Source organism: Pseudoalteromonas aliena (genome assembly GCF_038155085.1).
GTDB lineage: Bacteria > Pseudomonadota > Gammaproteobacteria > Enterobacterales > Alteromonadaceae > Pseudoalteromonas > Pseudoalteromonas aliena_A.
The window spans coordinates 172,741-194,174 of record NZ_JBAKAU010000003.1; the positions used below are offsets into that span (position 1 = coordinate 172,741).

At 39.7% G+C, this 21,434-nt stretch carries 14 protein-coding genes; 12 read left to right on the forward strand and 2 right to left on the reverse strand.

Annotated elements, in window-relative coordinates; all coding sequences use genetic code 11:
* The first annotated feature begins 7 nt into the window (after positions 1–7).
* Positions 8–3,145, forward strand: a complete 3,138-nt coding sequence (locus tag V6260_RS05070; protein ID WP_341592974.1) for a CusA/CzcA family heavy metal efflux RND transporter — start codon at positions 8–10, stop codon at positions 3,143–3,145.
* A gap of 77 nt (positions 3,146–3,222) precedes the next feature.
* On the opposite strand, the gene V6260_RS05075 is transcribed toward V6260_RS05070, so the two are convergent.
* The gene (locus V6260_RS05075) at positions 3,223–4,458 is read right to left on the reverse strand and encodes a TMEM143 family protein (RefSeq protein ID WP_341592975.1); all 1,236 of its coding nucleotides are present in this window, start codon (positions 4,456–4,458) and stop codon (positions 3,223–3,225) included.
* A gap of 194 nt (positions 4,459–4,652) precedes the next feature.
* On the opposite strand from V6260_RS05075, the gene V6260_RS05080 reads away from it, so the two are divergent.
* The 4 genes from V6260_RS05080 (at position 4,653) to V6260_RS05095 (ending at position 10,595) form a co-directional block, all read left to right on the forward strand.
* Positions 4,653–5,237 (forward strand): YqaA family protein, encoded by a 585-nt coding sequence (locus tag V6260_RS05080; RefSeq protein WP_341592976.1) that lies wholly within the window; start codon positions 4,653–4,655, stop codon positions 5,235–5,237.
* Positions 5,238–5,335: 98 nt separating this feature from the next.
* Entirely contained in the window at positions 5,336–6,241 is a 906-nt protein-coding gene (locus tag V6260_RS05085) for a GGDEF domain-containing protein (protein ID WP_341592977.1), read from the forward strand.
* Positions 6,242–6,405: 164 nt separating this feature from the next.
* Positions 6,406–7,767 carry a hypothetical protein gene (locus V6260_RS05090; RefSeq protein ID WP_341592978.1) on the forward strand — a complete coding sequence of 454 codons (1,362 nt, stop codon included), beginning with the start codon at positions 6,406–6,408 and terminating at the stop codon, positions 7,765–7,767.
* A gap of 140 nt (positions 7,768–7,907) precedes the next feature.
* A complete protein-coding gene (locus tag V6260_RS05095; RefSeq protein WP_341592979.1) occupies positions 7,908–10,595 on the forward strand; it encodes a DUF2339 domain-containing protein in 2,688 nt (895 codons plus the stop codon).
* Between the two features lie 69 nt (positions 10,596–10,664).
* On the opposite strand, the gene V6260_RS05100 is transcribed toward V6260_RS05095, so the two are convergent.
* Positions 10,665–14,105, reverse strand: coding sequence for a PAS domain-containing hybrid sensor histidine kinase/response regulator (locus V6260_RS05100; protein WP_341592980.1), 3,441 nt, complete (start codon positions 14,103–14,105; stop codon positions 10,665–10,667).
* 411 nt (positions 14,106–14,516) lie between these two features.
* Here V6260_RS05100 and V6260_RS05105 point away from each other — a divergent pair, with 411 nt between their 5' ends.
* The 7 genes from V6260_RS05105 to V6260_RS05135 all read left to right on the forward strand — a co-directional run bounded on the left by V6260_RS05105 (position 14,517) and on the right by V6260_RS05135 (position 21,406).
* On the forward strand, positions 14,517–14,780 hold the full coding sequence (locus V6260_RS05105) for a DUF4212 domain-containing protein (RefSeq protein ID WP_004586074.1): 264 nt from the start codon (positions 14,517–14,519) through the stop codon (positions 14,778–14,780).
* A 10-nt stretch (positions 14,781–14,790) separates the two neighbouring features.
* Positions 14,791–16,515, forward strand: coding sequence for a sodium:solute symporter family protein (locus V6260_RS05110; protein ID WP_058547129.1), 1,725 nt, complete (start codon positions 14,791–14,793; stop codon positions 16,513–16,515).
* A gap of 105 nt (positions 16,516–16,620) precedes the next feature.
* Positions 16,621–18,459 carry a DUF294 nucleotidyltransferase-like domain-containing protein gene (locus V6260_RS05115; RefSeq protein WP_341592981.1) on the forward strand — a complete coding sequence of 613 codons (1,839 nt, stop codon included), beginning with the start codon at positions 16,621–16,623 and terminating at the stop codon, positions 18,457–18,459.
* Positions 18,460–18,479: 20 nt separating this feature from the next.
* Positions 18,480–19,103, forward strand: a complete 624-nt coding sequence (locus V6260_RS05120; RefSeq protein ID WP_341592982.1) for a 3'-5' exonuclease — start codon at positions 18,480–18,482, stop codon at positions 19,101–19,103.
* A gap of 58 nt (positions 19,104–19,161) precedes the next feature.
* On the forward strand, positions 19,162–19,854 hold the full coding sequence (locus tag V6260_RS05125; RefSeq protein ID WP_341592983.1) for a hypothetical protein: 693 nt from the start codon (positions 19,162–19,164) through the stop codon (positions 19,852–19,854).
* A gap of 82 nt (positions 19,855–19,936) precedes the next feature.
* A complete protein-coding gene (locus tag V6260_RS05130; RefSeq protein ID WP_341592984.1) occupies positions 19,937–20,665 on the forward strand; it encodes an SIMPL domain-containing protein in 729 nt (242 codons plus the stop codon).
* Positions 20,666–20,743: 78 nt separating this feature from the next.
* A complete protein-coding gene (locus V6260_RS05135; protein WP_341592985.1) occupies positions 20,744–21,406 on the forward strand; it encodes a peroxiredoxin-like family protein in 663 nt (220 codons plus the stop codon).
* The last annotated feature ends 28 nt before the right edge of the window (positions 21,407–21,434 follow it).

A 21,434-nucleotide genomic window follows, 5' to 3' on the forward strand; every position in this document is an offset into this window, starting at 1 on the left:
AGGCAGCATGATTAACTGGATCGTTTCGTTTGCGGTTAAACGCCGCATGATGGTGCTTGCACTCACGCTTTTATTTGCAGGCTTTGGTGTATACAACACCCAAAATTTAGCAGTCGATGCCGTACCCGATATAACTAATGTGCAAGTGCAAATTAACACCAAAGCACCCGGGTTTACCCCGCTTGAAGCAGAGCAGCGAATAACCTATTTAATTGAAACCGCCATGGCGGGTATTCCTAAGCTTGATTACACTCGTTCGATTTCGCGTTATGGGCTTTCGCAAGTAACCGTTATTTTTAACGAAGGCACTGATATTTACTGGGCTCGCCAGCAAATTAGTGAGCGCATTCAGAGTATTCGATCAGATTTACCTGCCAATATTGAGCCAAATTTAGGGCCAATTGCCAGCGGGCTGGGGGAGATTTTTACTTACTCTGTGCATGCAAATAAAGGCGCGATAAAAGATGATGGCACCCCATTTAATGCAGAAGACTTACGTACTTTGCAAGATTGGGTTATTCGCCCGCAGTTATTAAAAGTAAAAGGCGTTACCGAAATAAATAGCCAAGGGGGATTTGAGCGCCAATATCAAGTAGCGCCGATGCCTGAAAAGCTATTAGCTTATAAGCTCACGCTCAGCGATGTAATAACTGCACTTAAATTAAATAACAGTAACCAAGGCGCAGGGTTTATAGAGCGTTTTGACGGGCAATATTTAGTGCGCTCGCCAGGGCAATTAAAAACCATAGATGATATAGCTAATACCGTGGTTGCAAAACGTGATGATGCGCCTGTACGCATTAAAGATGTCGCAAATGTGCGTTTAGGCAAAGAGCTTAGAACTGGCGCAGCTACTTATAACGGCAAAGAGACTGTACTTGGCACCGCTATGATGCTCATTGGCGAAAACAGCCGCATAGTGGCAAAAGCGATGGCCGATAAACTCAAAGCCGTACAACTTAGCTTACCTGAAGGGGTTGTAGTTGAGGCAGTTTATGACCGTACAACCCTTGTTGATAAAACCATAGAAACCGTAAAAACTAACCTGTTCGAAGGTGCGGTATTAGTGATTGTTATTTTGCTGCTGTTATTAGGTAATGTAACTGGTGCGCTTATTACGGCCATGGTTATTCCGCTTAGCATGTTATTTGCCATTACCGGTATGGTTGGCAATCGTGTTTCGGGGAATTTAATGAGCTTAGGCGCAATCGATTTTGGTTTAATTGTTGATGGTGCAGTCATTGTGGTTGAAAACTGTTTAAGGCAGCTTGGCCTTGCACAGCACAAACATGGCAGGCTACTTACTTTGAACGAGCGTTTAAGTGTTGTAACCGCCGCCACTAAAGAAGTGTTCAGCCCAGCAGTATTTGGCATTTTAATTATTATGCTGGTGTATTTACCGCTGTTTGCACTAAGCGGGGTTGAGGGCAAAATGTTTCAGCCAATGGCATTTACTGTTGTTGCTGCATTAGTTGGCGCACTTATTTTTGCAGTGACGTTTGTACCTGCTGCTATTGCGGTGTTTATACGCGGTAAGGTGAGTGAGAGCGAAAATGCGGTTATGCGCGGTATTAAAAAAGGTTATAAACCGCTACTTGGCTTATCGCTTAAGTTACCGTGGGTAATGCTAAGCATTGCTGCTGTGCTCGTAATCGCACTTGGCTTCAGAGTTAAAAATATGGGTGCTGAATTTTTACCACAGCTTGATGAAGGCGATATAGCTATGCATGCACTGCGCATTACCGGCACCGGCATTGAGCAATCGGTAAAAATGCAAAAAGAGTTAGAGCAAGCCATTTTAGACATACCTGAAGTTGAAAAGGTCTTTTCAAAAATTGGTACGCCTGATGTCGCAAACGATCCTATGCCACCTAACGTTGCCGATACATTCTTAATGTTAAAGCCGCGCGAGCAATGGCCTAATCCAGCTTTAAGTAAAGAAGAACTGGTTAAGCAAATTCGCCATTTAGTAAACGAAGTACCAGGTAACAACTATGAGTTCACGCAGCCAATAGAAATGCGCTTTAACGAGTTAATTGCTGGCGTGCGCGCCGATGTGGCAGTTCGCATTTATGGCGATGACTTATCAACATTAAAACAGTACGGTGAAAAAGCCACAGCGCTGGTGCAAAACATTACTGGCGCAACCGATGTTCGCCTTGAGCAAATGGAAGGGTTGCCTACACTTTCGGTAACGCCGCTTCGTGACCATATGGCGCTGTTAGGCTTAACCGTAACCGATATTCAGCAAAGTGTAAGTGCTGCTATAGGCGGTGTGCAAACGGGGCTTATTTATGAGGGTGATAAACGCTTTTCATTATTAGTGCGGTTAGATGAGCGTTGGTCGAGCGATGTATCGCAGCTTGCGCGTTTGCCGGTAGCAGTGCCTAAAAGTGCTAACCCCGACCTTGCATTTGTACCGCTTGGCGAAGTGGCAACAATTAGTATTGATAAAGGCCCTAATCAAATAAACCGTGAAAGCGGTAAGCGTAATGTTGTTGTTACTGCAAATGTAGAAGGGCGCGATTTAGCAAGCTTTGTAAGCGATGCGCAAACTGCTTTAAATTCAGATCTTAATTTACCAAGTGGTTATTGGATTGAATACGGCGGCACGTTTGAGCAGTTAGAATCGGCAAGTAAGCGGTTATCGCTGGTGGTACCGGTTACTTTATTGCTTATATTTGGGCTGCTTTACAGCGCGTTTAATTCACTGCGTGATTCGTTAATTATATTTAGCGGCGTACCACTTGCACTGACAGGTGGCGTGCTTGCGTTATTGTTACGCGATATGCCGCTTTCAATATCAGCAGGCGTTGGTTTTATTGCGCTAAGCGGTGTAGCGGTATTAAATGGTGTGGTGATGCTGTCGTTTATTAAACAGTTAAGAGCCGATGGGCTTAGTTTAATTGATGCGATACAAACCGGTGCGCTTTCGCGCCTGCGCCCAGTCCTTATGACCGCTTTAGTGGCAAGTTTAGGATTTATTCCTATGGCGCTAAATACTGGCACCGGCGCTGAGCTTCAACGTCCGCTGGCGACGGTTGTAGTAGGGGGGATTATTTCATCAACCCTACTTACGCTATTAATATTGCCCGCGCTTTATAAGTTAGTGCATGCAAAGTTTAACAAGCAACAAACAGCTTAGCTAATTGCACCTGTTAGATAACGTAAAAAGCAGCTGAAGTTTCAGCTGCTTTTTTGTTGTTAAGTAAACTTTGCAGGTTAATTATATTGAAACAGGTTATCCCAGCGCTCATCCAAAATAGTTTTCGCGTGCTCCAAATTTATTGCGCTATACACATCATTAGTGCTCGTCACTAAGCGCATACGCTCCAATTTTTCAAGTGCATCGCTAATTTCAAAATCAAGATCGCACTGGTATTTGCTGTTAAACCACGCCTCTATTTGTTCATCAAGCGTTTGGGCAGTTAAGCCACTTTCTGATTTTAGTAAAAAGGTATACGCAAGCAGGGCTTCTTTTGTGTCTTCTTCTTCGGCGGCGTCAATAAGGGTATGAAAAACACCGGCGTTATTATCGAGGTTTTTAAAGTAGAGGTTATCGCTAAGCGCTTTCATAAATTTAATTTTACGGTTTTTAAACTTACTCCACTCTTTAAAAATAAAGCTGCCAAATACTCCCATGCCAATGGCAAAGGTAATAAAGTGTTGTTGTGTCATTTCTACAGCTTCACTTCTAAAACCACCCCAAAAGGCAAACAAAGCAAATAACAATAAAATTGATGCGCCAAGCTTAGTAATTAATACCACCGCACCGCCAACTAAAGCCGATGAGCCAATAATCACTTTATCAATAGGGCGCATGCGTACTTCGCTATTAGGAAATAGCATTTCAAGGTCGGCTTTTGGTACATTTTGAAACAGCTTAACTATGGTCGAGCTTGGCTCAAACCCTAAAGGTGTTTTATTTTTAGCTTCAAAGTGGGCTTTATCTTTAAAACGAATAAACACAGCAACACGGTCGTAATTAGTAAAGTGCAGCGGCTTTTTACGAAGGCCCCAAAAGCTGGTTATGGTTTCGGTCAGTTGCGACTCGCCACGGCGATAAAAAACCACTTCTTCAAAGTCATCAAATTCAACTTCAAGGCGCACTTTAAATAGTGACTCTTCATTTAATGCATCTTGTAAATCTTCATTGGTGATCACTTCAAAGTTAGCTGCGTTGAGTACTTTGGCAAAGTCGCGCGCAAATTCACGTTGGCACTGCGCTTTTTGAGCATTTGAAACCGGCGCTAAAGAGCGTGTATCGCTATTAGGATCAAAGGGGGCGTAGTTATTTTTAAGTGACTCAAGTGTCGTGTGGTAATCGTAATGAATAAGACTTGCTAGTAAATCGCAAAATTGTTTAAACGATGTTTTTTGTGTACTGCTTTTAAGCTCTTCGCTACACATATCAACAATATCTTGCTTTCTAAAGGGAATAAAACGCGCACTTTGCATAAGTTTTTAACTGCTTTGGTAGGTATTTAACTGCATTGGCACATAATAAAATATTCTTATGGATATTACTAATTTGTTAACACCCTAGAGCCAGATAAATTTAGTACACAGTTTTCAGCGTGTATTAACCTAAATATGTGATTATTGATTTATTGAATACTCTTGTTCTTACTGATAAGTGAAAAGGATTTACTATGGCCATTCAAAAAAAGCTAAAAGAAAAAACGCGTAATTTTATTGACTCTAAGCATATGCTTAGCGGTATAACAGTGGCGTCGTTTTTAGAGTCAACCATAGTTCCAATTCCACTTGAAGCAGTGCTTGTGCCTCTTATGCAGGCTCGTCGAGAAAAGCTATGGCTTATAGCATTAATGGCGACCTTGGGCTGTGTAGTGGGGGCATTGTTTGGTTATGCATTGGGTTATTATTTATTTGATGCGGTTGGTGATTGGGTTATTAATACGCTTTCGAGCCCTGAGCAATTTGAAAGCGTTAAACAAAAAATGCAAGATCAAGGTTTTTGGTTTGTAATAACACTGGGCATTGTGCCCATTCCGTTTCAAATAGCGATGCTTGCAGCGGGCGCGACTAAGTACTCTATTTGGCTATTTTTATTGGCCTCAGGTATTGCGCGTTCTATTCGTTACTTTGGTTTGGCTATTATTGTTTATTATGCCGGTAACGAAGCTGAGCGAATCATTAGTAAACATAGAACTAAAGCGATGATTGGCATTACTATTTTAGTGTTGGGATTGTGGGGACTTAGTAGCGTAGTTTAAGTTTAAATTTGGGGGTTATTACGGGTTTCATCTTCGTGGTGGTTTTTATTATTGTGCTATAGTTTTCAAATGAAGTACTGAAAAACCTAGCAATTAATATGATTGAAACAGTAAGACTTACCGTTAAACTTTCTAACTTTTATAAAATGCCTTTGATCAATAAAGTTTTAAGTTTAGCTTTATTGATTTATATTGCTATTTTTTCAGCCTACTCCCTAACTAACTTTCCTCCCTTACAAGTTCAAAACAATGTGTACGGTTTTACTACCGATTTTATTAATTTAATTGTCATTATATTTCTGTTTTGGATGGTTCAATGCTCTGAGCTATCTAAACAAGCATATATTTTTTCAAGTTTCGGTTTATTACTATGGATCATTGGCACCGCGGCAGATGTGCTTGATGAGTTAGTTGTACAGCCTTACTGGGTGAGTATTTACTTGGAAGACTTATGCTGGACCATCGGCATGCTTTTAACATCTTATGGTTTATTTAAAACGATGAGGTTTGTACAAAGTATTAATAACCGATTAGCGCGTGAACTCATTATTGACGATTTAACTAAGGTACATAACAGACGCTATTTTTATCAGCACGCTAAAAGTGCTCAGCACTCACCTTACGTTATTTTAATTATCGATATAGACCACTTTAAAATGATTAATGATGAGTTTGGTCACGATATTGGAGATTTGGTGCTCAAAGAGCTGGCTACTAAATTCGACAATACTTTTACGCACAAAAACAAGTTTGCTCGTCTCGGTGGGGAGGAGTTCGGTGGTTATTTATCTACAAATAACATGACGCAAGCGTGTGACTTTTCGCAGCAATTAATTGCTCTTGCGCACACTATCAATGTTAAAAATACTCGCCATTTAACAGTAAGTATTGGCGTAGCAAAACAAACCGCTAACGAGCCTCTCGATAAAGTCATGAAGCGTGCCGATCAAGCCCTATACGTAGCTAAAAAAACAGGTCGGGATCGTTTTGAAATTGCCCTATAAGCGTTTTCAATTATATAAAAACACGTCCTTATTGTTTGCACATTTACTACACTTTTTAACATTTTCGTAAGGAAGTGTCAGTGAGGGTAATACTTTGTAAACCATGAAATTAAAATAGAATGTTTAGGTCATAATGGGGATATTAATAATAAGGAATAACCTTAATGACCAACTCCCTTTTAAAAGCTGCATTACCCTTAAGTCTAATTACTATTTTGTCGGGCTGCGGCTCTGATGATAGCTCAAGCTCTACAGGTTACATTCAATTGTATAACGGCTCTTACAATAGTCCATATACACGCTTATTTGTTGAAGAAACAGAACGTTCAGGCGCTGATTTTTCCGAAGTAACTACTCGTCATAACTACAGCACAGGTACTTACGATGTAAGTTTTGAATACCTAGACGCTAACGACAGCTACATAACTATTAGCGAAAAAGAAGTATCAATTAAAGGCGATAAAACCCAGTTAGTAGTCATGAGTGGCAATTTTGACGAGCCTACATTTACAGAATTAAGCATACCTACATCAAGCGATACCGGTGAATTTAACTTAGACTTTTACAATATCGCTGATGAAGAAGATAGCTACGATGTTTACCTTGCAACCGATGATGGTGTATTTGAAAGCGCAAATCTTTTTTCATCAGAGCAGTATTTAAGTGAGTTAGATTTACAAAGCTTAGATGAAGGTTACTACACAATTTATATTACTAAAGCAGGCAGTACTGATGTTATTTACGAGTCATCGTCAGTGTATTTTTATGATGAAGCAAGTTATGTAGCAATGATCCGTCCAAGCTATGCAACAGAAGACGGCGGTATTACTCTTGATATAGTAACTGATAATAACTACGTTACTGAGCTCAAACACCAATCTGCCCTAGGGCAATTACGCTTTATAAATACAGTTGATGATTATTCGCCAGTGAGCTTTAGTACTACACGCGGTACGACTGTTAACAATACAAATACCGTGGCAAGCGATACGTATACTGATTACATTGAGCTATCGCCTAATAGTTACAGTGTGGCGATGTACGACGAAGAAGGAACAAAATTAGCTGATAACTTTTTAATGACGCTAGAGCGTGAGCAAAGTGCGGTGGGTATTTTTTATAACGACGTAGATAACGGTTTACGTATGATGAGCGTTGAAGAAAACCTAACACCAAGTAGTTACAGCCATACGGTGTCGGTTGTAAACCTAATTGAAAGCTACGCAGGGCAACCGGTTTCAGATGTTGATGTCTACTTTACACTTAACGGTGAAACGGTAGACGATACAACTAATGTCGTTGATGGACTTGATAAGTATGACCAAGAAGAGCAAGTTGTAGATAATGAAATTTACACTGTTTATGCTGTATATGAAGACAACGGTCAGCAAATTGTGCTTATTCAACAAAGCGATATGGATTTTACACAAGAGGGTAACTACATATTAATTTTAGAGCATGATGAAACAACAAGCTCAGGTTATAAAATGACCCTAGAACGCACCATTACCGATAGTGTTGAATAACTTTAAACATATTAAGTAGCGTAAAGCCTAAGTATTTTAAGTACTTTAAGTGCTTAGGCTTTTTTTACATACAAAATATTACACACATATATGTAAATATAGGTACACTAACCAAGTAAAAAATAACAATAGAGTGTGCCATGGATGATTTAATTGGTTTAGCAGTAATACTTATATTAGTGGTTGTAGCTGGGGCTATTTGTGGCTTAATTGCACTAATACAACTCAATAGTTTAAAGCAAAATGTAGCGCTTTTAAAAGCAAAAGTGAATGAACTACAAGCTGATGCTGCAGGGGGAAAACAAACTCAATTTGTAAATGCAGATACTACGCATCACCAAAGTACAACCGTAACTGCAAAAACATATACTCCACAACCCATACACTCAAGTCATGTTATTGAGCCTCACGCTGTTCAATCTCAAAGTATCCAATCTCAAACTACACAACAGCAAGCAACGGCTAAATCCAGTGTTAACAGTAACGTTAAAGCAAAGCCTAAAAAGCCATCTTCTATTGAATTACTATTTAATAAATTACGCACAGGGTTTGAAGAGAATTGGATGACGTGGATAGGCGCAATAGCGCTTGCATTTGGGGGGATATTTTTAGCTAAATACAGCCTAGAGGCTGGATTACTATCGCCTGTAATGAGGTTGAGTTTAGGCGGCTTATTTGGGCTTAGCTTAATTGCAGCTGCAGCTTATTTACACCATAAACGCATTGTATTTGAAGGCTTTAATAATTACATACCCGCAGCACTTGCCAGCGGCGGGTTTATTACCTGTTTTGCTTTAACGCTTTTAGCTTACAGTAGCTACGATATGCTTAGCCCTACCGTGGCATTTTTTGTACTGGCAGTTATTGCAATTAGCGCAAGTGCGATGGCGCTTAGGTTAGGCCCATTATTAGCCGTGCTTGGTATTATTGGTGCTTACAGCGTTCCAATATTGGTTAATACAGGCAGCGGTAACTTGTTTGCGTTATTTATGTATGTTGGTTTTGTAAGTTTGTCAGCTGCGTTAGTTGCACATAAAGTACAGCGAGCTTGGTTGTGGTACTTATTATGGGCAGGGCATATTGGTTGGTATTTAGTTGGTTTTACATTACTTAAGATTAATACCGTTTGGTTAATGGGGGCTTTTGCTTTACTTAGTATTATAGGGTTAATTGCTATACCGCGCTTAGGTCTAAAACTGAATGTTATTGAGCACCGGCCGCACAGTTTAAAACGCTTACTTAAAGTGCTTCCAGATCATGCATTACTACTCGCTTTTATAACGCCCTTAATATTTACTATGTTGTTCAGTCACTTTGATATGCAGTGGCAAGTAATTGGCGTGTTAAGCATTGTACTAATGCTATTTTTAGTCCTTAAAAATAGCCGCTGGGATATTTGGCAAGGAGTTGCATTAGTAAATGCAACGCTATTAGTGATAGGCGCTGAACGCACGTATCTTTCGCCAAACCTATTTGATGACGCACTCTTTATATTCAAAAATGAATACGGTTTGGGTTTATTACTCGGATTGTTACTTACCGCTTTTGGGCTTTATTACGGTAAAAAACAGATTAAGCGTTTAGTGTTTCATATTACGGGAGCATTTAGTGTATTTGTAATGATAGCGACTTTGTATACGCTTATTCCTAATTCCGCGTTAAGTACTGCATATCCACTTTGGGCCGTTGTATTGTTTATAGTGACCGCTATTTTAATAAAGTGTGCGCAGCATAATACAACGCTTTTTCAGCGTTTTACTTATTGGGTAGGGGCTAATGCCAATATTACGTTAGCAATTACCATGCTACTAAGTGACAGCGGCCTAACCATTGCTCTTGCTGTACAAGTATTACTTATAAGCGTACTTATTAAACGCTATACAGTGCCTATACCGCATTGGCCTATAAAAGCCTTGGTTGCTGCGTTATTACTGCGCTTAACGTTTGCGCCTTGGACACCAAGCTACGATGCACTGACTGTATTTGGTTTGCATTGGAGTATTGTGGTTTATCCGTTATGTATTGCGCTATTTTTTGCCGCAGCTAGGTGTTTTGGCTCATCAAAACTTAAAATATGGCTGGAAGGTGCTGCACTGCATTGTTTAGCGCTTTTTATTACAACCGAAACAAGTTATCAGTTAGTAGGGCATTATCCGCAATTTGATTCACTTAACTTTTACGAACAAATACTCCTTACCTGTAACTGGTTAGCATTAGGGTGTGTGTATTTACACAGAGCAAAACTTGCCGGTACTTTAGCTAAGTTATACCAAGTGGCGGGCTTTGCACTTGCAGGGGTAGCAGGGCTTTTTGCTATTAAAACACTGTTTGACGATAACCCATTACTTGAATCACTTTACATAGGTGAGCTGCCAATATTTAACTGGTTATTACCATTGTGGTTAGTACCTGCAGGATTAGCGCTTTGGCTGGCCAAGCTTCTAAAACCAATAAATGCTAAGGCTACGCCATTTGTATTGGCCGTTGCGGGTGGCTTTTTATTATTGGCAATAAACAGCTTCATTCGCCAATACTGGCAAGGTCCTTACATTTACTTATCGAAAGGCGCAAGTAATGCAGAGCTTTATAGCTACTCTGTTATTTGGTTAGTATTGGGGGCGGGTACTGTTATTTTTGGTCATCTTAAAAATCAACTATTAATACAAAAAGTAGGCTTAGGCTTACTAGCTGCAGTTATTGTAAAAGTATTTTTAATTGATATGGCTAATTTGGAGGGCTTACTTAAAGCGCTTTCGTTTATCGGATTAGGGCTTTCGTTAGTTGGGCTAAGTTGGTTGTTTCAAAAGCTTAGAAGCCGAGTTAGTTAAGTAAAGCCCAGTAAATTAATACTGGGTTTTTGTTTTGTATTTGTAAGGGAAAGCCCATAATTCTTGATATTAAGTGCTGTGATTAAGTAGCGCTTTGAGCTTACCTGGTTTAATTGGCTTACTCAAATAATGAATATTAGCGGCTTTAGTTTCCTGCTTAAGCTCTGTGTCGCGCACGGCGGTAATTAAAATAGCAGGAACTTGGCTTTGCCAAATTTCGCGCAGGGTTTTAATTAGCGTTATCCCATCGCAGTCACTACCTAATTGGTAGTCCATTAAGATAACATCGGGTGTGCTGCTTTGCTTAGCATGTGCGAGTACGTCACCTACGCTATCAAACAATGTGTAGTTAGCCTGCCACTTTTTCAGCAAACTTGCCATTGCAGCTAGGTTTTCGGGGTCGTCATCTACGGCAACAATATTAATTGCTGCACTGTTTTCTATTAGGCTATTTGTAGGATTTTTTTGTTGTACAAATTGCTCGTCGCCGTAAGGAACTTCAATACTAAATCGGCTACCCTTATTAGGCTCAGAATGCACATCAAGTGGCAAACTTAATAAATCAGCCATTCGTTTTACAACTCCTAGGCCTAAGCCTACGCCTTTATTATCTCCAGACTCAACACGGTAAAAGTCGTTAAATATTTTAGCTTGTTCTACTTTGCTAATACCGGGGCCAGTATCCCATACTTCTATTCGTAAATTATGTTTACGGTTTCTGCAGGCAATTAATACTCGGCCATTATTAGTATATTTAACAGCGTTCGATACTAAGTTTTGAATAATACGACGTAGATAGGTTATATCGCTGTGCACAACTTGATGGTTTGAGCGCACACTAAGCTTAAGGCCTTTATCGCTAGATAAAATAGCATATTCACTTTGCAGTGGCGCTAAAATGTCTTCAATGTAAAAGTGGCGTGGGGTTGGCGTCATAGCACCTTGCTCTAGTTTAGCTATTTCAAGTAGTGCTGACATTAAATGCACTGTAGAATCAAGACTGTCGCCTAGTTTTTCAAAGCTGTTTTGATTTGTGCTGTCGAGTTGTTTTTCGTCAATAGCGGCAAGGTATAAACGTGCTGCGTTTAACGGTTGTAAAATATCGTGACTAGCCAGTGCTAAAAAGCGGGTTTTACTGTCGTTGGCCTGCTCTGCTTCGCGTTTGGCTAAAGTGAGTGCTTGCTCTGTTTGTACGCGGCTGTCTATTTGTGCTTGTAAGTCTTTATTAATGGTTTGTACTTCCTGAGTTCGCGCCTCTATGCGGTTTTCAAGATCCATATTTACTTCTTCAAGTGCATTTTGCGTACTAATGTGATTGGTTATATCTGAAAAGCTCGTTACAAAGCCGCCATCAGGTAGAGGGTTACCAATCATTTCAAATACTTGGCCGTTACGACGATGGCGAATAAAGTGATGTGAACTACCATTTTTTAAGTGTTGTACGCGCTTTTCTACTTGGCGCTCTATTTCACCTGGCCCACATTCGCCACGTTCTGCGTTATAGCGAATTATGTCTTGTATGGGTTGACCTACTTCTAGAAAGCCTTCAGGGTAGCTAAACATTTCTCCGTAGCGCTTATTCCATGCAACAAGTTTTAGTTCCTTGTCGACAACTGAAATGCCATGACTCAGGTTTTCAAGAGAAGTATATAAAAGGTTTTGGTTAAATTGCAGCGCTTGTGTGGTTTCGTCAAAAAAGTTTACAACTTCTTCAAACGCCATACGTTTACCCGATGATACCGTATGTATTAACGCTTGTGCCGACGATGCGCCAAGCACGCCCGTTAATGCGCGTTCGCAGTAGGCTATAAATTCAGGCTTTGGATGAGCATTGTTATCATTTAAATGATGGGCAAGTGCGTAATGGGCTAATACTTGTTGGCTGCGCTGAATACCTAAAAAGGTTTGCAAAAGTATTTTAAAATCATAAACAGTGGCTTTTACATCTTTATTTAAACGTCTTGATAAAATAGTCTGATCTTTAGGGTTAACAAATGCAGCAGCCTGAATCTTATCTATTAACCGCTCCTCTGCCCCTAATGAAAAACTAATGTAGCAGCCAATATTGGCAAACAACGCTATTAAAGTACCTCGAGTAATAAGCGTTTGTTGCAGCTCGCTATCAATCATTGCGCCAGCATCAAGTATTGGCATCATTAAAAATAATATCCAACAAATAAAGCCCGCCATTAAGCCTGCATATACGCCATAAGCGTGGCCTTTTCGCCAATATAAACCACCGACTATTGAGGGTAATAACTGTGTAACCAACGAAAATGCAACTAAGCCCATACTGGCCAGCGCACTACTGTGGCCAAACCATTGCTGATAAAAATAGGCCAAAATTAATATGCCAGCAATAGTAAAACGCCTAACAAGTAATATGCGCGATTTATAGCTACTGGTTATTAAATTACGTTTAAATTTACGGCGTAGCATCAGGGGCAATACAACATCGTTTGAGATCATGGTACTTAGCGTAAGTGTTGCAACGACTATCATTGCAGTTGCAGCGCTTAGCCCGCCTATAAATACAAAGGTGGTTAAAAATGCTTGGTCGTGAATTAACGGAAGCGCTAATACAAAGCTGTCGGGCGAGAAACCTGAACCAATATCGGGATGAATAGCAGCGGTGGCAATGGGTAAAATCATCGCGGCGGTAAGCAGTAAATAAAGCGGAAACGCCCAGCGGGCAGTAAATAAATGGCGCTTGTCTTGGTTGTCGACCACGGTCACATGAAATTGACGCGGTAAACATATAATTGCCGCAGCGGCCATGAGCGATTGGCCAATAAAGTCAAAACTAAAAAAGTTAAAATCGCCCCAGTGCTGCCAAATAGACTCGCTTACTTTGCTTGATATTGCGACAGGCATATTAAAAAGGGTGTAAACAGCAAGCCCTGCTACTGCAACAAGTGCAATAAGTTTTATCATCGACTCAAATGCCACAGCGAGCATTAAACCTGAGCGGTACTCTGTTACATCCACTTTGCGAGTACCAAAAAATATTGCAAACATTGCCATAATTAATGTGGCAGAAAGCGCGAGCATATCGCCCGATATTTTATTACTACTTTGCAGCAGTAAAAAGCTGGTACTAAGGGCTTTTAATTGCAGCGCAATATAAGGAATAGTCGCTAATAATGCGATTAAAGTAACCATAATTGCAGTGGTTTGGCGCTTGCCATAACGCGCAGAAATAAAGTCGGCAATGGTGGTTATGTTTTGCTTTTTACTTACTAACACCAGTTTGCGTAAAAACCCTTGGCCGAAAAAAAACAACAGTGCAGGGCCTAATAATATGGGTAAATAACTCCAGCTGCTGGTGGCCGCTGTACCTACAGAGCCATAGTAGGTCCACGATGTACAATAAATACCTAAAGATAATGAATATACAAAAGGGTGATGGCTTATACGCTTTGCCAATGGTGTTGTTTTATCGCCCCAGTTGGCAAGCCAAAACAGCACACCTATATAACCTAAAGCAACAATAATGAGTACGGCAGTCATGTTGTTATTAACCTTATTAGTAAAACATTTCCCTCAACCTTGAGAGCATTAACACAATACCAGAACTGGCAATAAGTGTGCGTGCAGATTTTTATTTTAAAACGCGCTTATTTTTATAATGTATTGAATATATTAAGTAAATTTATATTTGGTATTTTTATTAGACTAATGTCGCATTATTGACCAATTTGGAGCTACTGTGCTTTATAACCTCTTACTTAATATCATAACGTTATGAAAAGTCTATCTTTTATGGTTGCTTGTTAAATGTTGCTTTACAGTTTACGTAAACGTTAACAAGCTGTTACGACTATGGTCTCAATTCAATATTTAAGCTGCGTTGCTAAATTGATTAGCGAAGATAAAAAACCACCCATCGCGATACTGCGATGCTTAAAGGGGAAAATAAAAATGGCTTTTAAAGATGAAGAACAAGCAAAAGCTTATTGGGCAGAAAACATTTCACTACTGTTTAAATTACTAGCAGTGTGGTTTGTGGTCTCGTTTGGCTTTGGCATATTACTGGTAGATGTACTTAATGAAGTACGTTTTTTTGGGTTTAAACTTGGCTTCTGGTTCTCCCAGCAAGGCGCGATTTACACCTTTGTTGCTTTGATTTTTGTGTACGTTTTCAAAATGAATACGTTAGATAAAAAATACGGCGTAGACGAATAGGAGCTAAGCAATGGATGTTCAAACACTCACATTTATAATTGTTGGTTTAAGCTTTGCGCTTTATATCGGCATCGCAATTTGGGCTCGAGCGGGCTCAACTAAAGAATTTTACGTAGCGGGCGGCGGCGTACCACCACTTGCTAATGGTATGGCAACAGCTGCGGATTGGATGAGCGCCGCGTCGTTTATTTCAATGGCGGGTATTATTTCGTTCGCAGGGTATGATGGCGGCGTTTACTTAATGGGGTGGACCGGCGGTTATGTATTACTCGCTATGTGTTTAGCGCCTTACTTACGTAAATTCGGCAAATTCACGGTACCTGATTTTATTGGCGACCGTTACTATTCACAAACAGCGCGTGTTGTTGCTATTTTGTGTGCCATCTTTATTTGTTTTACTTACATTGCAGGGCAAATGCGCGGCGTAGGCGTGGTATTTTCTCGCTTTTTAGAAGTAGAAATTGAAACCGGTGTATACATTGGTATGGTGATTGTATTCTTTTATGCAGTACTTGGCGGCATGAAAGGCATTACCTACACGCAAGTAGCACAGTACTGTGTGCTTGTATTTGCTTACCTTGTTCCTGCTATTTTTATCTCGATGATGATGACAGGCCACTTCTTCCCTCAAACAGGTTTTGGCGCCACACTTATTGGCACTGACGGCGTTTATGTACTCGATAAGTTAGACGGTTTAAGTGCAGAGCTTGGCTTTGCCCAATACACCGAAGGCTCTAAGAGCATGATTGACGTATTTGCAATTACAGGTGCGTTAATGGTGGGTACTGCTGGTTTACCACATGTAATTGTTCGCTTTTTCACTGTACCTCGTGTTAAAGACACACGTATTTCAGCAGCGTGGACACTGGTATTTATTGCTATTGTTTATACCACAGCACCCGCGGTTGCCTCGTTTGCTCGTGTAAACATGATTGATACCATTAACGGTAAAGACGGCAGTGGTACAGAATACGCAGAAGCACCAGCGTGGATTAAAAACTGGGAACGCACAGGCCTTATTACCTTTGATGATAAAAACGGTGATGGCAAAATGTTCTACACAGCAGGTAAAATTGAAGATCCAAATAGCGCAAACGAAGTAAAAGTAGACCGCGATATTATGGTGCTTGCTAACCCTGAAATTGCCAACTTACCAGCATGGGTAATTGCCTTAGTAGCCGCAGGAGGTATTGCTGCAGCACTATCTACTACCGCCGGTTTACTGCTGGTTATTTCGACCTCGGTGTCGCACGATTTACTCAAGCGCACCCTTAAACCCGATATTAGCGATAAACAAGAGCTACTGGCCGCTCGATTAGCTGCGATGGTTGCCATTGTTATATCCGCGTACTTTGGTATTAATCCGCCTGGGTTTGTAGCATCGGTGGTCGCATTTGCCTTTGGTTTAGCGGCGGCGAGTTTCTTCCCAGCAATTATTATGGGTATATTCTCTAAAACAATGAACAGAGAAGGCGCAATTGCCGGCATGGTAACGGGTATTGGCTTTACCGCTGCGTATATTATCTTCTTTAAGTTTGTAAGCCCTGAGTTAAATAGTCCTGAAAACTGGTTCTTAGGTATTTCTCCAGAAGGCATAGGCCTAGTTGGTATGATTATTAACTTTGTAGTTGCAGCTACAGTACTTAAGTTTACTCAGCCTACACCTGTTGAAATTCAAGAAATGGTAGAAGGTATTCGTAATCCTAAAGGGTCGGCTGGAGCACATGCTCACTAAGCCTACTTATTTATAAAGCACCAAAAGCCCGACTTTAGTCGGGCTTTTTATTTGTATAAATAATGAGTACATTGGTGCTGTGTATACTTTTTAATGAGTGCAACAATGAGTGTAGAACAACAAGAAGTAGCCCAGTATGTGTGTATGCAAGCGCCTTTTAGTATGCTGCAAACGAGTGCATGCGAATACTTTGTAAGCCATTTAGATTGTGTTTACTTAACACGCGAAAATCAAACTCAATGGCTGCAAAGCGAAAGCCCAAAGCTCTTTTTAATTCGCTCAGGTTTATACGATTTGGTTGATGCCAAAGGCAATGTAATAACGCGTTTAGCGCAAGGTGACTATTTTGGTTACCCCTCGCTTTTAACCGGTGAAGCAATACAAAATAGGTTAGCGGTTCAAAAAGAGGGTATAGTGTATATGCTCAGCCAAGAGCATTTTGATTTTTTACGCCGTGAATACAAACCGTTTGAACAATACTTTGTAAGAGCACACGCAAACCGTTTACTCTCATCACACTATAAAAGTAAAAGCGATAGCTGGTCTGAGCGTAAAATATCTGAGCTTATGACCCGTAAAGCGATAACTTTAGCGCCTGATGCGAGCATTAGACAAAGTGCTAAAAAAATGAAAGAGCATGGTGTGTCATCAATTATGATCACCGAACATGCCCATTTAGTCGGTGTAGTTACTGACCGCGATTTACGTAATAGAGTACTTGCCGACGAAGTAGATCCACAAGAAGCTGTTAGCAGCATAATGACCGCTAAACCCAAGTTTATTTTTGAAAATAACCGCGTGTTTTCTGCGCTGCATTTAATGCTTAAATACAATATTCATCACTTACCTGTACTTGATGAAAACCATAAACCATTGGGTATGCTTACTAGCACCGATTTACTACGCCAGCAAAAAAGCGACCCAGTACAGCTCATTGGCCGCATTTATAAAGCGCATACCATTACTGACTTAAAACGCTACGCAAAAGAAATTCCTGAGCTTCTGCGTAGTTTTTCATACAACATTGATGATATATCACTAATTGGTAAATTATTAAGCGGCTTAACCGATGCACTAACATCACGCCTTATTCATTTATTTCAAGAAGATAATGGCGCAGCGCCCACCAGTTTTAGCTTTATTTGTTTTGGCTCGCAAGCGCGAGAAGAGCAAACCCTGCACTCAGACCAAGACAACGGTTTACTACTGCCTGATGATTTAAGTGATGAACAACACGCTTATTTTAAACATATGGGGGAGTTTGTATGTGAACAGTTAGTAGAGTGCGGAATTAGACGTTGCCCTGGGAATATAATGGCCAGCAGCGATTTATGCCGAATGAGTATAAGTGACTGGTGTGAGCGCTTTTTTAAATGGATAAAAAGCCCAACGCCAAACGCCATGCTTAACTGCAAAATATTTTTTGATTTGCGCTTTATTGAAGGCTCAAATGCCTTGTACAGCAGCTTTTGTGAGCAGCTTACTCGCATATCTCGCAATGAATTATTTTATGCCGCTATGGCAACCGATATAAGCAGTAACAGCGTACCGATTGGTCTATTTAACAAATTTAAAACCGAAAAAACCGATCAAAATAATAAATACATAGATTTAAAAACACGTGGTGTGGTTATTATTAACGACATAGCAAGGTTATACGCACTTAAAGCTGGAATTAGGCGCGCTAATACACAAGAGCGATTAGATGCGCTTTTAAAGCACAGCTTACTCAGTAAAAAGGATATATATAATTTAAAAGATTGCTGGCGATTCTTAACTCAACTGCGCTTAAGTACTCAAATAAATGAAGAAGGATTGCCAAGTAACTGTATTAATCCTGATAAGTTAAATTCGCTTGAGCGCCACCAGTTAAAAGAAGCTTTTTACTTAGTTAAGCAAGCGCAGCAAGCCGCCGCGTTTAAATTCGCTCGTGGCAGTTTATAAGGCGTATTTTAGGAAAGACCATGGTCAAAAAATTATTTAGCGAGTACTTTAAAAAGCGAAATTTATTAAGTCAAAATGCGTTAACGCAGCGCTATTTAGTTATTGATTTAGAGCTAACAGGGCTTGATGCAAAACAACACGAAATTGTATCGGTAGCGTGGGTTGTAATAGATAACCAATGTATAAAAATGAGTGAGTCAAAACACTTAGTTAATAAAGATGTTAAAAGCCTAGAGCAAAGCCCTGTATATCATGGAATTAACGACGATACTTTAGCTAAAGGGCAAAGCCTTACCAGTATATTAGCGCAATTAAGCAGCCACTTTAGCGACTGTATTTTAGTGTTTCATAATGCAATGCTTGATTGGGGCTTTTTAAAAGTGGCGCTAAAAAACGCAAATATTAATATTCAGCCCAAACTCATCCTTGATACGCTTCATATAGAACAAAAACGCTTAATTAATCATTCATGTGATATAAAACAAGATGATTTAACTCTAAGTGCGTGTCGTATGCGTTATGAGTTACCAAGCTATCATTGTCATCATGCGCTTACCGATGCACAAGCGACCGCCGAATTACTACTAGCTCAGTGCCATCAAATAAGTCGTGGGAAGGAGTTGCAGTTGAGGTCAATAATTTAACAAAACTACAGAATTTACTAATTATTTTGTTAAGATAAGAATTTTAAAAGGATTTATTATGGTAATTGAAGCCGCCAGTAAGTATTACAACCAGTTAAACAATGACCTTAAAGCAGTTAAAAAGTACATTCACAATAATTTTGGTGTGTTTCTTACTATTCTTTACTTACTGGGTAGTTTATCAGGCGTTGTGTATCTTTACGTTTTACTTAATAACTTCTCGGTTGATATATTCAATTTCATTGAAATAAGTGACTTTTTACTGGCACTGATTTCAAACCCTTTACTTATTACTCTTTATACTGCGATCATCGTTTTAACAGCTATTTATTTAAATTGGCGCTCAGGACACATGCCAGATCCTAGTAAAACAACCGTGTTAAAAAAACTTTATTATGGCTTTGGTTACCCGTTCTATTTATTAAAGCCTAGTTACTCAGTAATATTATTTTTAGCACTTATAATATCTACATACCCTACTATGTTGGCGCATTCACACAGTAAAGATATAATAAATGAAAGAACAATGAATTATCACTTGTCATTAAATTATCCAATTGCTCAGAGTAAAGTAACTCAAATTAAAAATGTTCAAATAGTAGCCTCAACAATGGGGAATTTATTTGTTTATGATAATAAACAAGATAAGTTACTTATTATTTCACAAGAAAATATTTCAGCATTAATACCTAACCCACACAAAGAAAAAACGATTAAGCCAAAGTCAAAAGCTGCATCAAGCACACAGTAATTAAACATTCGCTGAAACACGATTGGCTGCTATTTATTAATATGGACGCATAACCCAGCATGGCACTTTTTAGGGACGAAACATGAAACTCATCACTACTATTTTCTTAACTTTATTCCCAGTTATCGCTTTTGCTAATTCGAGCTTACCTGCCAATCGTCATATCTCAGTGCAAGGCACTGCTGAGGTATTAGTTGAGCCTGACATGGCTAAAATACTATTTAAAGTGAATAGCGTTAAAAATGAGCCGAAAGCCGCCAATAACACGCTTGTGAATAAAGTGAAGCTATTAATAGATGGGCTCAATCAATTTGAAATAAGCGCCGATGACTTAGTTGCCTCAAACGTTAAAATTGAAAAAACAGGGATGGATTATATTGAAACAGGGCATCAGGCCCTTAGCGAATACTCAGCGATAAGAACGTTTGAAGTAACGCTAAACAGTATTGAGCGTTTGAGCGATTTAACAGATTTTTTATTGAACAAAGAAGTAAATGCCATTCAAAATATTGAGTTTTCATCTTCAAAATTTGAACAACTACAAGCGCAAGTCACACAGTTAGCAATTGAAGATGCAAAAATAAAAGCGGATTTACTTGCCGATTCATTCAATGCAAAAGTAGGTGAAGTACGCACTATTCGCTCAACTAAAAACAACTATGACAGTGGTTTTAGTACAGCCATAACCAATATGCACAGGGCGCAGCAAGGCAATAATTCTTTTCCTCAAATACGTAGTAACGATTTACAGGCAACAATAAGCTTTAAATCATCTATAAACGTGGTGTTTGATTTAGAAGTGGATGATTAAGTTAAAAATTTAATTCCAAATACAGTTTCGTACTGTAAGCTAGCTTCAGTTTTTGAATAATTTGAAGGTAGCCATACAATGAGCGATGAAAGCAACACATTAAAAGCACAAACCGAGGCAAAAGTAGCCGCGGGGCGAAAAGGTAATCCTGACTTTATGAAAGGTGTTGATGAGAGCATTGCTCAAGCCAAATCCTTTAAAGAGGGGGCTAATGCACTTGCTTTAAACCAAAACGCGCCAAGCTTTGAGTTACCAAATCAACATGCTCAACCGGTGCAGTTAACCGAGTTACTTGCTAAAGGCCCTGTGGTTATTACTTTTTATCGTGGTAGTTGGTGCCCATACTGTAATTTACAGCTTAAAGCGCTCCAAGCTCGCTTACCTGAAATTCATGCGTTAGGCGCACAGCTGGTTGCTATTAGCCCAGAAGTGCCTGATGGTTCAATGAGCGAAAACGAAATAAGTAACATGGATTTTGTAGTGCTGTCGGACCAAAATGCAGATGTAGCAGCAAGTTATGGCGTAGCGTGGAAAGTCCCGACATTTTTATTAGAGCATATGCGCGTAGACCGCGGCCTTGATTTAGAGTCGCTTAATAATGGCAATGGCAGTATTTTACCTATCCCTGCAACCTTTGTTTTAAATAACGAAGGTAGGGTAACGTGGCGTTATGTTGATGTTGATTACCGCACTCGTTCAGAACCCGAAGATATTATTAATGTATTGAAAGCACTGCAGTAAAGAATAAGTTTACACCATGGTGAACGCC